The sequence below is a fragment of the Streptomyces bambusae genome (assembly GCF_019400985.1).
GTDB lineage: Bacteria > Actinomycetota > Actinomycetes > Streptomycetales > Streptomycetaceae > Streptomyces > Streptomyces bambusae_A.
In genome coordinates this window covers 1-13,661 of the sequence record NZ_WTFF01000064.1, presented here as the reverse complement: position 1 = coordinate 13,661, position 13,661 = coordinate 1, and the positions used below count along the sequence as shown (strand labels likewise).

Here is a 13,661-nt window from a genome sequence, read left to right as displayed (position 1 = left end):
CTGCGGCGCCACGCTCGACCGAAGGGCCGGGCGGTGATCACTCGGTGTAGTCCTTGAGGGCTTCGGTGGCGAGGGTGATGCCGATGGGGTCGGGGAGCATGACCTCGGCGCCGAAGAGGTGCTCGGTCACGGCCCGGTACCGGCCGTCCTCGGGTTCGGCGTGTACCACCGCGGACCGGTTCTCCCGGTCGATGAGCAGGTAGACGGGGATCCCGGCCTCGGCGTATCCGTCCCGTTTGGCGCCCCGGTCCAACTCGGCGGCCTCGTGATCGCGCGAGGTGACCTCGACGGCCATGAGCACCCCGTGCGGCCTCGACCATTCACCGTGCCCGGCGAAGTGGTCTTTCGGGGCCAGCACCCCATCGGGCCGTACCCTGCCGAGCCCGTCCGCCTCGGTCTCAAGCCCGCGCCCCGGGTACAGCCCCAGCTCGGGCCGCTGGAGCAGGCACTGCCTGATCAGCCAGGCCACGATCGTCCCGTGGGTGCCGTCTCCGCCGGTGCTGGCACACACCTGCCCGCGAACCAGTTCGAGCCGCACGAGCTCGTACTCGCACCGCGCCACCTCTTCGAACCTCGCCACCCGCTCGGGCGTCGGCTGCCGCCGGGCGATCACGTCCTCGACCGTGACCGTCGGCAGGGTCCCCGACTGGGCCGCTTCGCGGATCTGCTCGGCGTCCGGCGCGGTGTCGAGCATCGCCTCGCACCACCAGCGCCGCAGCACCGCCTCCGCCTGCTCCAGGGGAGCCTCGCCGAATTCGTGGAAGAAGCGCGTGCGCTGCGCCCCTTGCAGGGCGTTGGCGATGCCGTCGTATGTGCGCGGCACCCACCCCTCCTGTGGGGAAGTCATCGGCGGCCCTTCGTGGGGAGTCCGGCCGCTGCGCGGACGGCGTCGGCGTACCGCTGGACCTGCTCGGGCGAGGGGCCGGGGAGGAAGGTCGCGGGGATCTTGGGTACGGACGCCTCGATCGCGCGGCATTGCTCGCAGTTGATCTCCCGCAGGCAGTCGGGGCACGCGCCGTTGATGATCGGTACGGTCCGTTCGTCCTGGTCGCAGAACATGCAGGCGAAGTACCGCTCGACCACGACCTCGTCCTCTTCGGTCTCGACCATGGGCTCAGGGGGCATCTTGGACTCCAATCGGGATCGCACCAGCCCCGCCGGGCTGACGACGTTTCGGGGCAGGCCGGCCGTCACGGCCTGGGTGAGTTCGGCGGCCGTCGCCCCGCGCTCCAGCCACTGCTCGGCGAGCGGCGCGAGCTGCTCGCACTCGGCGGCGGACAGCACGAGCTGCGGATCGGCCTCCTTGAGCCGGGCGAGCACCTGGTAGGCGAGGTCCTTCGGCGGCAACCGGTACGGCTCGACGCCCGCGGCCTGGCAGTACGCCAGCCACCAGTCGCGGTCGCGCGGGGTCCGCGAGAAGTAGGTGCGGGTCACCCAGCGCGAGCTGTGGGGCTGTTGCACCCGCTCGCGGACCTGGCACATGTGACCGGCGTCGACGAGGGTGTGCAGGAGCGTGCGGGCGCCGGCCTGACCGAGGCCGGGGATGACGGCGGAGAGGGTCTTGTGGTCCATCGCCGCGCCTTCGGGCAGGCGGTCGATAAACGTCGCGAGAGCCGCTTCATCCGTGGGCAAGTGTGCGAAATCGTCGCCCGTACGGGGAAGTTGCTCGGGTGCCTCGCGCTTTCCGAAGCCGGGATTGGCCATCGGGTGGGCGGGCGTAGGCAGGGCAGCGGTAAAGTCGGCGTCAGCCACGAGATCCCCTCGACTGGATCTTGCAGGTAAGACCCCGGGCGGTGCTGCTAACACCGCGCCGGGGTCGTTTGGTCTGTGCCGGACGCTAGAGCGTGGCAACGCTCCGTCGCAAGTCGATCACTATTAGTCATACCGCGCGGCGTGCGCGGGACATGGGTGGGTGGGTGGGATAAATCCCAACCACCCAATCCAATAAAAGAGGGCTCGGAGCTCGGAGCTCAGATCTGCGTACGCGCGAACGCGACGAAGCCACGCCAGGAGGATGCCCCGAGCGCCAGTTCGGGCCCGCCCGCCACCTTGGAATCCCGCACGTGGACCATGCCGCGGCCGTCGGCCACCTCGACGCAGGCGGCGCCTTCCCCGTCGCTATAGCTGGACTTGAACCACATCAGTTCGGTGCACATAGCTCATTCACCATCCGCTTGATGAAGCCGGCCGACTCCTGCGTGCCGAGGGCCTCGGTGCGAATCATGCTAAGGCGCTCCATGTGCGAGCTCACCACCCGTGGATCCGCAGTCAGTTGGCTGATCGACTGCCCGTCCGAGAGCGCCAACCACTCGCGTTCGCGGGTCTCCAGAAGCACCATGGGGCCGCCCAGGGCGGCAGGAGTCGCCCGTTCATACGGGAGCACTTGAAGCGATACGTTCCGCCGCTCGGCCACATCCAGGAGACGCAGCAGTTGTTCGCGGTGGGTCTCGACGCCTCCCATGGGGCAGCGCAGGACCGCCTCATAGAGGACGAACCCCAAGGCGACAGGCGGCTCGCTCGCCAACAATGCCTGGCGCTCCAGTCGAGCTGCGACTCGCTCCTCAACCGTGGCCTCGGCCAACGTGGGAGAGAAGTTGCCGATCAGGGCCCGCGCGTACGCCTCGGTCTGCAACAGGCCCGGCACGAGGGCGACCTCGTACCAGGACAAGCTCCGCGCCTCCCGCTCGTGCGCCATGAAGTCGGCTGCCCGCGCAGGGAACTTCTCCCGCCGGAGGTAGTCCTTCGCCGCGCTGAGCAACCCCTCCGCCTGGAACAGCGCGTCAGCTGCGTCCAGCAGCTGAGGCGTTGGCATGCGTACGCCCTGTTCCATCGCCTTGATCGTGTCCGGGGCGTACTTCGCCGCCAGGCCCAGTTCCTCGCGGCTGATGCCCGACTTCACGCGCCACCGCTTGAGCTGGTCGCCGGCGTAGCGCCAGGACTGGGGAGGTACGGCGGGGTTCGGGACCGACACAGCAGTCACCTCCGACGGATACAGAACACTACGTGTCCGCTCGGTCACTCCCCACCGAAGCCCCGTGCCGAAACCCTGCGGAGCATGAACAGCGCACTCCGGCCCGAATGGGTCCCCCTCCACGGCCACCAACTGCGCCGCACCGGCATCCACTTCGACGCCGTACGCATCCAGGGCGTACGCGGGGAGGCGGTGGCCCAGCAGTTGATCGCCGGGACCGGCCGGCAGGCCGGGCCGGTCGTGTGCGAGGCGGCCGGATTCCGGTGGATGTACTTCCTGCTGCCGCCAGGCACCGCCCGGCGGTACGCCTGGCCGCTGGGCGTCCAGCGGTTCGGGGCCGGGCAGCGCACGGTGACCTACGTCGGCATCCCGGCGCTGGGCGGGAACACCTGGCCGCTGTTCTGGCAGTCACGGCCCAGCCGCACGGCCCCCTTCGTGGACCCGGAGGCCCTGCACTCCGTCCTGGCGCCGGAAGCCGCTACTCGAACGGGACGTTGACGCAGGCGAGTCGGTCCCCGGCCGTCCCGGCCTTCCCCTGGCCGGTCTCGGTCGCGTGGTCGTGGAGCACCACGGAGCGGGCCCCGTCGGGCCGGAAGCGCCAGTCCACGGTTGCGTCGGAATCGCCTTCGCCGCTGCCGTCGGTGGTGAAGTCCAGCCACACCTCGTTGTCGTCGTTGGCGTAGGCCGGGTCGGTCGAGGGCTGCTTCGGGTCCGCCTTGTCCTGGTAGTGCGGGCCCGAGTCGGGGGCCGCGCTGCCGCACGCCTTCTGGTGGACGTGGGCGCCGAAGGTCCGGTTCGGCTGCAGACCCTCGACCTTCAGCTCGACCTCGGTCCCGCCGTCGTCGGCGTGCTCGGTGACCAGGATCCGCGCGCCGGGCGGTACGGCCTTGTCGTCGAAGGTCACCGCGCGGTGCGTGGCCTGCCCGTCGGCGGCCTGGAACGACTCGGCCACCGTCACGTCCTGGGCGGGAAACCCGCCGGCGGGCGAGACGGCGGCCATGGCGACGGCGAGCGTGGACACGAGAAAAGACATGGTGCGCCCCTCTCACAGGGCTCTGCCGGATCTTCCCCCTGGTTCCACGCTAGCCAGGGAAGCACCGGACCGCGCGGCGGGAGCAGCGCGGTGGAGGCAGCCCTACGAAGGTGGAGGCAGCCCTGCGAAGGCGAGGCAGCCTCAGGAAAGGGCCGGGCCGCGGCGGCCCAGGCGCCCCAGTTCCTCGGCCATCACCCGGCCCGCCTGCTCGGCGAGGTCGTCCTCGGCCAGGTCCTCGTCCGTGTCCAGGCCGCGCAGGTCCTCCAGCGGCTGGTTCAGGCGGACGTGGGCGACCAGGGCCTGGAGGGCGCGGAGCGTGGCCGACGCGGTGGTGCCCCAGTTGGTGAAGTACGAGAACTGCCACCACCACAGCGCCTCGGTGGTGCGGCCCTCCCGGTAGTGGGCCAGGCCGTGCCGCAGGTCGGCGACCACGTCGGCGAGGTCGTCGGAGATCCGGTGCGCGACCGGCGCCTTGCGCGGCTCGTAGGGGTCGAAGACCTCGGAGTACACGTCGACCGGGTCCAGCAGGTACGCGAACCGCTCCCGGAGCTCGTCCACGTCCGGCTCGGGGCCCAGGTCCGGCTCGTAGCGCTCGTCGGGCAGGACGTCCTGGTACGCGCCCAGGCGCCCGCCCGCCAGCAGCAGCTGGGAGACCTCCAGCAGCAGGAACGGCACGGCGCTGTCCGGGTCCTCGCCCTTGGCCACCTCGGTGACCGCGACGATGAAGGACTCGATCTGGTCGGCGATCTGGACGGCGAAGTCGTCCGGATCCTGGCCCAGAGCGTGCAGCGTTGCGTCAGACATCAAGAAGTCGCCTTCCTTCAAAGGCCCGCCCGAGCGTGACCTCGTCCGCGTACTCCAGATCTCCCCCGACGGGGAGGCCGCTCGCCAGCCGGGTGACCTTCAGGCCCATCGGCTTGATCATGCGGGCGAGGTAGGTGGCCGTGGCCTCGCCCTCCAGGTTCGGGTCGGTGGCCAGGATCAGCTCGGTCACCGTGCCGTCCGCGAGCCGTGCCAGCAGCTCGCGGATGCGCAGGTCGTCCGGGCCGACGCCCTCGATCGGGCTGATCGCGCCGCCGAGCACGTGGTAACGCCCACGGAATTCACGCGTCCGTTCGATCGCGACGACGTCCTTGGGCTCCTCGACCACGCAGATGACCGTGTCGTCGCGGCGCGGGTCGCGGCAGATGTTGCAGCGCTCCTCCTGCGCCACGTTCCCGCACACCGCGCAGAACCGTACCTTCTCCTTGACCTCCAGCAGCGCGTGCGCGAGGCGCCGCACGTCCGCCGGCTCGGCCTGCAGGACGTGGAAGGCGATCCGCTGGGCGCTCTTGGGCCCGACGCCGGGCAGCCTGCCCAGTTCGTCGATCAGGTCCTGGACGACGCCTTCGTACAACGGACTGCCTGCTTCCTGTGGGGTGTGGGTGCGGGTGCGGGTGCGGGGCCTGCTCGGATGCGTACGCGGATGCGTCCGCAGGTCAGAACGGCAGGCCGGGGATGCTGCCGCCCAGGCCCTGCGCCAGCGGGCCGAGCTTGCGCTGCTGGAGCGCCTGCGCGTTCTCGTTGGCCGCCTGGACCGCCGCGACCACCAGGTCGGCGAGCGTCTCGGTGTCCTCGGGGTCGACGGCCGCGGGGGAGATCACCAGGCCGCGCAGTTCGCCGGAGCCGGTGACCGTCGCCTTCACCAGGCCGCCGCCGGCCTGGCCCTCGACCTCCGTCCGGGCGAGCTCCTCCTGGGCCGCGGCAAGATCCTGCTGCATCTTCTGGGCCTGCTGGAGCAGCTGCTGCATGTTGGGCTGGCCACCACCGGGGATCACGGTTCACTCACTCCAGACGCTCGACGAACGCTCGACATCGGTTCGCATCCGAGCCTACGTGCTCCCACGGCACCGCGCCCTACGCCGAGCGGACCAACTCTTTCGGGTGAGGGGCGGGGCGTGCGCGTACCTGATCAAGCCCTCCTTGTGGGCGGAAATCCCGGGATTCGTTGTCCAAAGCCCGCCATTCGGAGGTAGGAAGGGCATGCGCATCATTGCGCACACGCGCACCACCACACGTCAGCGCAGGCAGAGGGAGTGCCGGGTGAGCCAACCGGAGATGCAGCCCGAGGGGCCACCCCGGGATCCCCGGGATCCCCGGAGCCCCCGGAATCCCGGGGAGGAGGGCGGCGGGCCCATGGCGGGGGGCGATCTGACCGGCCGGCCGTTCCCGCTGGGGGACTGGGGCGAACCCGCGGAGCGCCTGGACGAGCTCTACCGGCGCGTGGAGGACGATGCGCTGCGCACGGCCGCGTGGTATCTGTCCGACCGGGCGTGGAAGCGGCGCGGCGCCCGCGTGCTGCGCGCCGGCGCGGCGGTCGGCGCGGTGACGGGCGCCGCCCTGCCCCTGCTGGAACTGACCGGGTCGGTGCCGGGCGCCGCGGCGTACGGGTACCTGTCGCTGCTGCTGGGGGCCGCCTGCGTGGCCTGCGACCGGTTCTTCGGGCTGACCTCGGGCTGGATGCGGGACGTGGCGACCGCGCAGGCGGTGCAGCGGCGACTTCAGACCCTGCAGTTCGACTGGGCCTCGGAGAACGTCCGGGAGGTCCTCGGGCCGACCGAGGGCACCGCCAGCGAGGCCGCCGAGCGCTGTCTGACCGTGCTGCGGCGGTTCTCGGAGGACATCACCGAGCTGGTCCGCTCGGAGACGGCCGACTGGATGGTGGAGTTCCGCTCCGGGCCCACGCCGCTGGCGATGCACGCCGTGGGCGGCGGCGTGCCCCGCCAGGAGTCCGGTGCGCACCCGAGCCGCTTCCCGCTGCCGCCGGGCACCCGCCCGAACATGCCCCGGCAGCGGCCGCCGGAGCAGCCGCGCTGAGGCGCCCGGCGGGCAGCGACCGGGCTGATCGTTCCTCCGGCTGAGCGTTCGGCTCGGGGAGCGTTCGGCTCGGGTGATCGCTCAGCCCGGGGGGTGGTGGCCGCTCAGCTGAAGATGATCATCGAGCCTTGGCCCAGGCTCCGGGTCGCCGCCGCGTGCAACCCGAGCCAGACGTGGCGCTCCCGGGCGAAGGGGCTGTCGTCGTACGGGATGGGGCCCGCCGGCTCCTCCAGCGAGGTCGGCCGGCCCGGCGGGGCGGGCGCGGCGGGCGGATTGGCCGGGTCGATCCCGATCGCCGGTGCCACGAAGGCCAGCTCGCGCAGCAGCCCCTGCGCCGAACCCAGCGGTCCGCCGCCCGCGAGCAGCTCCTCGTTGGCCAGCGGGGCCGTGAAGTCGACGGGCACGTACGCGCCCGCGTGGTCGTAGTGCCAGACCAGGTGGGACTGCTGGGCCGTCGCCTCGAACATCTCCAGCAGCTGCTCGTAGTCCCCGCCCAGCTCGTCCACGGGCGTCACCGGCAGCCCGCAGATCTGCAGCAGGTAGGCCCGGCGCAGGAAATGCAGGGCGTCGTAGTCGAAACCGGCAACCGGGGCGACGTCCCCGGACAGGCCCGGCATGTAGGCGAAGACGGGCACGGACGGCAGTCCGGCCTCGCCGAGCGCCTTGTCGTACGAGGCGATCTCTTCCGCGAAGGGGTTGTCGGGGCTGTGGCACAGCACGTCGACAAGGGGGACCAGCCACAGGTCACAGGCCACGCGGGCTCCGTTCGGTCGTTGTGCGCCGATGCGGCCAGAGTAGTGCGCCGGACACGCTCCGCGAAGGGGTGCGCAGAACCTGGGACGGGGGGCGGGGGCCGCGGGGGCAGGGGCGGGACCCTGGCAGGAGCCGGCCCGCGGGCTACGCCGGGCCCACCCGCCAGACCCACACGTCCCGGACCCGCTCCGGTTCCACGCCGAGCAGCCCGGTCAGCAGCGTGCGCAGCTCGGTCGCCCGGTCCTGGTCCGGCAGCACCACCGCGCCGGCCTTCCAGTACGCCAGGTCCCGGCGGGCCTGCTCCTGCCACTCGGGGATCGGCTTGGGCGGCTCGGCGCCGTAGCGGACGTCGCGCAGCAGGTTGGACAGGTGCCGCGGGGTGGCGCCGTAGATGCCGATCCGGTCCGGTCCCCAGGGGCCGTTGAAGTACCCGCCGGCCAGCGGGAAGCCGAAGTCGGCCGCCACCTGCCAGTGCAGCGCGTCGGCCGCCCCGGGGTCGGGCAGCGGTACCGGTACGAGGGCCTCGCCCTCCCTGACGTAGGACTTCCACGCGCCGGAGGAGATGAACTCGGGCACCGGCTCGCGGTCCCGTACGGGCAGCGGCAGCGGCAGCACCGGAAGCAGCGCGGCGGCCACCGCCAGCAGCCCGAGCCGGCGCTGCGGGCCCGGCCGCAGGCTCAGGATGCGGTCCAGCGCGAGGGCCAGCAGCATGCCGAGGACGGGGGCGCAGATCATCGCCACCCGGCCCTCGATGACGGACTCGAAGAGCGGGGCGTGCGCGAGGAGCTGCCACGGGCCGGGCAGCACGACGTCGGTGTGCGGGACGCGGACGACGGGCCCCAGCGACAGCAGGGCCGCGGCCAGGGCGGCCAGGGCGAGCGCGCGGACGGCGCTGCGGCGCCACATCCACACGGCGACGGCCGTGCCGAGGGCGAGGAGCGGCCAGCCGTAGAAGGCGTTCTGCTCGGTCCGGTTCATCGACAGCCGGTCGGCGGTGGCCTCGTCGCCGAAGAGGGAGCGGCCGGCGTACTCGATCAGGGCGAGCGGGCTGTTGCCGGCGCCCTCCCCGTGCAGCACCGAGTGGTAGCTCTGCGGGCCGAAGAACTGCCACCACAGCGGGAACGCCACGATCGGCAGGCAGACGGCCGCGGCGACCGCCAGGCCCAGTCCCAGCGGCTTGGCGACGGCCTTGGCGCGGCGCGGGTCGAAGGCGGCGTAGCCGGCGGCGAAGAGCAGCATGCCGAGGGCGGCGAGGAGCAGGGGCTCCTCGCCGAGGAAGATCTGGTACGCCGCGAACAGGCCGAGCACGATCCCGTCGCGGACCACGCCGCGCGGCTGCCGGGCGTGAGGGGTGCGGGGGGTGCGGGGGGCGCACAGACGTAGGGCCCGGTCGATGATCAGCGGGATCATGAAGAGGACGACGAAGTTCGGGTGGGCCGTCGCGTGCGCGACCATCGGCGGCGCGAACGCGGCGAGCGCCCCGCCCGCCGCCGCTGCCGCGCGGCCGGCCGGCAGCCACCGGCGGATCAGCCGGTACCAGGCCCAGGCGGTCACCGCGATGCCGAGCGTGAAGACGAGGGCGAGGGTGACGGTGGGCCCGAGGGCGAGGGTGACCGGGGTGAGCGGCACGGACAGCCCGAGCATGACCGTGTTGGCCATGAGGTTCACCCCGTCGGGCATCCCCTGGTACGTGGTGAAGAGCGGATTGCGCAGGTGGGAGACGTTGTCGGCGGTGACGGCGAAGAACCACTCCCACTGGTTCTGGTCCTGCATCGCGTCGGCGAGGTAGCCGCCGCCCAGGTTCGCCCAGAGGTGGTGGTAGAGCAGGACGGCGGCCAGCAGGTACAGCGCGGCCACGGCCAGCCCGCCGGCCTTCAGCCGGCCCAGCTCGCCGAGGACGCGCAGGTAGTCGCCCGGCCGGACCTTGGAGCCCTCCTGGTGCGCCCAGCGCACCGGGACCTCCGCGACAGGCCAGCCCTGCGCCCGGAAGTACTGCAGGACCTCCACGTCGATGGCCCAGCCGTCGAGCCGGGAGGCGGCGAACGCGGCACGCGCCCGGTCGCCGTCGAAGAGCTTGAAGCCGCACTGGGTGTCGCGGATTCCGGGCACGGCGACGGCGCGTATCAGCCGGTTGCCGGCCCGCCCCAGCAGCTCGCGCAACGCGCTCTGGTGGCGCTCGACGGTGGACTCGGGGTAGGCGCGCGAGCCGATCGCGGCCGCCGCCACGGGCTGCTCCGCGAGCGCCTTGTCCAGGCGTTCCAGCTCCTCGATCGGCGTGGCGAGGTCGGCGTCGGTGACCAGGACGCGGTCACCGGCGGACGCGGCGACGCCGAGGCGCAGGGCGCCGCCCTTGCCGCGGTTGCGGTCGCCGCGGACGAGCCGGATCCGGGGTTCCGCGGCGGCCGCGGCCTCGACGACGGCGGCGGTGCCGTCGGTGGAGCCGTCGTCCACGACGATCACCTCCCAGTCCGCGGGGCGGGTGCCGAGGCGGGCGTCGAGGTGCTCGCGGAGCCGGTCCAGGGTGGGGCCGAGCCGCTGCTCCTCGCAGTAGGCGGGTACGACGACGCTGAGTGCTACGGGGCCCAGCCAGCGGGGGGCGGGGGGTTGGGCTTGGGGCTGGGCCTGGGCTTGGGCTTGGGCTTGGGCTTGGGCCTGGGCGGGGATGGTGGCGGTGGTGGGCGGGGGCGGTGTGGTGGGGGTGGTGGGCGTGGTGGGCGTGCCCGCGGCGCCGGTGGGGGTCATGCGCCCGCCTCTTCCAGGCCGGCCGCCCAGTCCAGGGCGTGCTGGTTGTAGGCGTGCACCAGGCGGTGCACCTCGTTCGCGTCGGCCCGGGTCACCGCGTCGACGAGCTCGCTGTGCCCGCTCCACAGGGCCGAGCCCAGCTGCGCCTCCCGCTGGAGGTGCGGCACCGCGAAGACCCAGCACTGCACGCGCAGGCGGTGCAGGAACTCGGTGATGTACGCGTTGCCGACCAGCCCGCTCAGCTCCCGCCAGAACCGCAGGTCGTAGCCGATCAGCACCTCCAGGGAACCGCTGCGCGCCGCGCGCATCGCCTCCTCGGCCCGGCGCCGTACGGACACCAGCCGTTCGGTGGCGCCGGCCGCCGTACCGCGCTCCACCAGCTGCCGGAAGATCCCGTCCACGATGAGCGAGCGGGCCTCGACCATGCCCCGGAAGTCGGCCACCGAGAAGACCCGTACCCGGAACCCCTTGTACGTGGCCGACTCCAGCAGTCCCTGCGCCGACAGGTCGACCAGCGCCTCGCGGACCGGGGTCGCGGAGACCTCGTACTGCTCGGCGATCTGCTTGACCGTGAACTCGGTGCCGGGCGGCAGGCGTCCCGCGAGCACCTCGTCGCGCAGTGCGTCGGCGATCTGCTGGCGAAGTGTGTTGCGGGTGACAGCGCCGTTGCCGGCCATGGGGTCCGTCTCCTTCGTAGAACTCCGGACACCTTAGGCCAGGCGGGCGCGGTGGGGGCCGGCTGTGGCGGACGCCGCAGGACCGGCAGACCTGGCCGCGGAGGTCTCCCCGGCTGCCGGGGAGACCTCCGTTGCGGTCAGGTCAGGTCACGTCAGCCGGCGGCGGTCGTGTGCCGGTCGGCGACCGCGAGGGCCTCGTCGAGGATCGCCAGGCCCTCCTTGGCCTCGGCCTCGGTGATGTTGCAGGCCGGGACCACGTGCAGGCGGTTCATGTTGACGAAGGGCCACAGACCGGACTTCTTGCAGGCGGTCGCGAACTCGGCCATCGGGGCGTTGTCCGCGCCCGCCGCGTTGTACGGGACCAGCGGCTCGCGCGTCTCCTTGTCACGGACGAGCTCCACCGCCCAGAAGGCGCCCAGGCCCCGGACCTCGCCCACGGACGGGTGGCGCTCGGCGATGTCGGCGAGGGCCGGGCCGATGACGTTCTCACCGAGGTGGGCGGCGTGCTCGACGATGCCCTCCTCGGCCATGGTGGTGATCGTCGCGACGGCGGCGGCGCAGGCCAGCGGGTGTCCGGAGTAGGTCAGCCCGCCCGGGTAGGGGCGGGTGTCGAAGGTCTCGGCGATGGCGGCGGAGATGGCGACGCCGCCGAGCGGGACGTAGCCGCTGTTGACGCCCTTGGCGAAGGTCAGCAGGTCCGGGGTGACGCCCCAGTGGTCGGCGGCGAACCACTTGCCGGTGCGGCCGAAGCCCGCCATCACCTCGTCCAGGACGAAGACGATCCCGTAGCGGTCGCAGATCTCGCGGACACCGGCGAGGTAGCCGGCCGGCGGGACCATGATCCCGGCGGTGCCCGGCACGGTCTCCAGGATGATCGCCGCGATCGACTGCGGGCCCTCGAAGGCGATGGTGTCCTCAAGGTGGCGCAGCGCCCGCTCGCACTCCTCGGCCTCGGTGGTGGCATGGAAGGGCGAGCGGTAGAGGAACGGGCCCCAGAAGTGCACGATGCCGGCCGAGGCCGTGTCGGAGGGCCAGCGGCGCGGGTCACCGGTGAGGTTGATCGCGGTCGCGGTGGCCCCGTGGTACGAGCGGTAGGTGGAGAGCACCTTCTGGCGGCCGGTGTGCAGACGGGCCATCCGGACGGCGTTCTCGACGGCCTCGGCGCCGCCGTTGGTGAAGAAGACCTTGTCGAGGTCGCCGGGGGTGCGCTCGGCGATGAGGCGCGCGGCCTCCGAGCGCACATCGACGGCGAACCCGGGCGCGAGGGTGCAGAGCCGGCCGGCCTGCTCCTGGATCGCGGCGACGACCTTGGGGTGCTGGTGGCCGATGTTGGTGTTGACCAGCTGGGAGGAGAAGTCGAGGAACCGGTTGCCGTCGTAGTCCCAGAAGTACGACCCCTCGGCCCCGGCGACGGCGAGCGGATCGATGAGCTTCTGCGCGGACCAGGAGTGGAACACGTGCGCGCGGTCGGCGGCCTTGACGGCGGCGCCTTCCTGAGGGGTGAGAGGGGTGAGAGGGGTCATGACCGCACGCTAGGAGGGGGCAGGCGGGGTGCGATATCGGCGGTTTGTATGGGGGTGCGGGGTGCTCCTCGGCAACCTGTCGGGAAGCCGTTGGGCGCGTATTGACAGCATGCTGTCGTCATGACAGTCTCTTGTCATAGAGAACGGAAGGCACGGCAGCACGGCGACACGGCAGCACGGCGACACGGAGGCGATCACCATGAGCGGCACCCCGACCAAGCCCGTACACCTCGCGGTCTACGACACGTACGCGGACTGGGAGACCGGCCACACCACGGCCCACCTGACCCAGCGCGGCCACACCGTCCGTACGGTCGCCCTGACCGCCGGGCAGCCGGTCACCACGATGGGCGGCGTCCGCATCCAGCCCGACCTGGCCCTGGCCGACCTGGACCCGGCCGACTCCTCCCTGCTGATCCTGACCGGCGCCAACCTGTGGGACACCGGCGACGACCTGGCCCCGTTCGCGGCCAAGGCCCGGGATTTCCTGGCGGCCGGCGTGCCGGTCGCGGCGATCTGCGGCGCCACGGCCGGACTCGCGCGGGAGGGCCTGCTGGACGACCGGCCGCACACCAGCGCCGCGGCCGAGTACCTGGCGGCGACGGGTTACGCGGGCGGCGAGCGGTACGTCGAGGCGGACGCCGTCACGGCCGGCGACCTGATCACGGCCGGCCCGACCGAACCGGTGGCCTTCGCCCGCGAGGTCTTCGCCCGGCTCGGGGTCTACAAGCCGGACGTCCTCGACGCCTGGTACCGGCTCTTCCACGACTCCGACCCGAGCGCCTTCCCGGTCCTGATGGCGGCGGCGGAGGCCGGAGATGCCTGAGGGGGCGGGGGCGGGGGCTGGGGCCGCTCGGGCTGATGCCGGGGCGGGCGCGGCCGAGGCGGCCGGGGCCGGGGCCACGCGGCGGCGGCAGGACCTGCTCAGCCGGACCGCGCTGGGGGTCTTCCGGCTCAACGGGCAGTTCCTCGGCGTGTCCGAGGAACTGGCCCGCCCCGCCGGCCTGACCGCGGCCCGCTGGCAGGTGCTCGGGCCGGGTCTGCCGGGGGCCCTGCCCGTCGCGGGCAATCCCCCCGCCCTGGGGACCTGCTCTTATACCAATCCT

Annotated in this window: 15 protein-coding genes and 1 pseudogene; 4 read left to right on the top strand and 12 right to left on the bottom strand. The window is 72.5% G+C overall.

The genetic code is table 11. The features are described 5' to 3' along the window. Positions 1–37: 37 nt before the first annotated feature. The 4 genes from GPJ59_RS38465 to GPJ59_RS11950 form a co-directional block, all read right to left on the bottom strand. Positions 38–823 (bottom strand): Uma2 family endonuclease, encoded by a 786-nt coding sequence (locus GPJ59_RS38465; protein ID WP_308120257.1) that lies wholly within the window; start codon positions 821–823, stop codon positions 38–40. Between the two features lie 20 nt (positions 824–843). Beyond that, on the bottom strand, positions 844–1,572 hold the full coding sequence (locus GPJ59_RS11960) for a hypothetical protein (RefSeq protein WP_219666996.1): 729 nt from the start codon (positions 1,570–1,572) through the stop codon (positions 844–846). Between the two features lie 398 nt (positions 1,573–1,970). After that, on the bottom strand, positions 1,971–2,156 hold the full coding sequence (locus GPJ59_RS11955; protein WP_219666995.1) for a DUF397 domain-containing protein: 186 nt from the start codon (positions 2,154–2,156) through the stop codon (positions 1,971–1,973). Then, on the bottom strand, positions 2,141–2,971 hold the full coding sequence (locus GPJ59_RS11950) for a helix-turn-helix domain-containing protein (protein ID WP_219666994.1): 831 nt from the start codon (positions 2,969–2,971) through the stop codon (positions 2,141–2,143). Before GPJ59_RS11950 ends, GPJ59_RS11955 begins: the two co-directional genes overlap by 16 nt. An 84-nt stretch (positions 2,972–3,055) precedes the next feature. Here GPJ59_RS11950 and GPJ59_RS11945 point away from each other — a divergent pair, with 84 nt between their 5' ends. Continuing rightward, positions 3,056–3,469 carry a hypothetical protein gene (locus tag GPJ59_RS11945; protein WP_219666992.1) on the top strand — a complete coding sequence of 138 codons (414 nt, stop codon included), beginning with the start codon at positions 3,056–3,058 and terminating at the stop codon, positions 3,467–3,469. Here the strand turns inward: GPJ59_RS11945 and GPJ59_RS11940 are convergent. The 4 genes from GPJ59_RS11940 to GPJ59_RS11925 all read right to left on the bottom strand — a co-directional run bounded on the left by GPJ59_RS11940 (position 3,450) and on the right by GPJ59_RS11925 (position 5,821). After that, a complete protein-coding gene (locus GPJ59_RS11940; protein ID WP_219666991.1) occupies positions 3,450–4,004 on the bottom strand; it encodes a superoxide dismutase family protein in 555 nt (184 codons plus the stop codon). The genes GPJ59_RS11945 and GPJ59_RS11940 overlap by 20 nt on opposite strands. Positions 4,005–4,145: 141 nt before the next feature. After that, positions 4,146–4,808, bottom strand: a complete 663-nt coding sequence (locus tag GPJ59_RS11935; protein WP_219666989.1) for a DUF5063 domain-containing protein — start codon at positions 4,806–4,808, stop codon at positions 4,146–4,148. Further along, the gene (recR, locus tag GPJ59_RS11930) at positions 4,801–5,400 is read right to left on the bottom strand and encodes a recombination mediator RecR (protein ID WP_219666987.1); all 600 of its coding nucleotides are present in this window, start codon (positions 5,398–5,400) and stop codon (positions 4,801–4,803) included. Before recR ends, GPJ59_RS11935 begins: the two co-directional genes overlap by 8 nt. A gap of 82 nt (positions 5,401–5,482) precedes the next feature. Next, on the bottom strand, positions 5,483–5,821 hold the full coding sequence (locus GPJ59_RS11925) for a YbaB/EbfC family nucleoid-associated protein (protein ID WP_219666983.1): 339 nt from the start codon (positions 5,819–5,821) through the stop codon (positions 5,483–5,485). A gap of 265 nt (positions 5,822–6,086) precedes the next feature. Here GPJ59_RS11925 and GPJ59_RS11920 point away from each other — a divergent pair, with 265 nt between their 5' ends. After that, a complete protein-coding gene (locus GPJ59_RS11920) occupies positions 6,087–6,860 on the top strand; it encodes an SLATT domain-containing protein (RefSeq protein WP_308120256.1) in 774 nt (257 codons plus the stop codon). 104 nt (positions 6,861–6,964) lie between these two features. Here the strand turns inward: GPJ59_RS11920 and GPJ59_RS11915 are convergent, their stop codons facing one another. The 4 genes from GPJ59_RS11915 to GPJ59_RS11900 all read right to left on the bottom strand — a co-directional run bounded on the left by GPJ59_RS11915 (position 6,965) and on the right by GPJ59_RS11900 (position 12,555). Further along, positions 6,965–7,615, bottom strand: coding sequence for a hypothetical protein (locus GPJ59_RS11915; RefSeq protein WP_219666981.1), 651 nt, complete (start codon positions 7,613–7,615; stop codon positions 6,965–6,967). 142 nt (positions 7,616–7,757) lie between these two features. After that, on the bottom strand, positions 7,758–10,355 hold the full coding sequence (locus tag GPJ59_RS11910; protein WP_219666980.1) for a dolichyl-phosphate beta-glucosyltransferase: 2,598 nt from the start codon (positions 10,353–10,355) through the stop codon (positions 7,758–7,760). After that, entirely contained in the window at positions 10,352–11,032 is a 681-nt protein-coding gene (locus GPJ59_RS11905; RefSeq protein WP_219666979.1) for a GntR family transcriptional regulator, read from the bottom strand. Before GPJ59_RS11905 ends, GPJ59_RS11910 begins: the two co-directional genes overlap by 4 nt. Before the next feature lie 152 nt (positions 11,033–11,184). Next, positions 11,185–12,555, bottom strand: a complete 1,371-nt coding sequence (locus tag GPJ59_RS11900; RefSeq protein WP_219666978.1) for an aspartate aminotransferase family protein — start codon at positions 12,553–12,555, stop codon at positions 11,185–11,187. Positions 12,556–12,754: 199 nt separating this feature from the next. On the opposite strand from GPJ59_RS11900, the gene GPJ59_RS11895 reads away from it, so the two are divergent. Continuing rightward, positions 12,755–13,381: a DJ-1/PfpI family protein gene (locus tag GPJ59_RS11895; RefSeq protein WP_219666977.1), complete on the top strand. Its 627-nt coding sequence runs from the start codon at positions 12,755–12,757 to the stop codon at positions 13,379–13,381. Beyond that, a pseudogene (locus GPJ59_RS37325) lies at positions 13,374–13,661 on the top strand (MarR family winged helix-turn-helix transcriptional regulator); the annotation flags it as partial. The gene GPJ59_RS11895 and the pseudogene GPJ59_RS37325, both read left to right, overlap by 8 nt.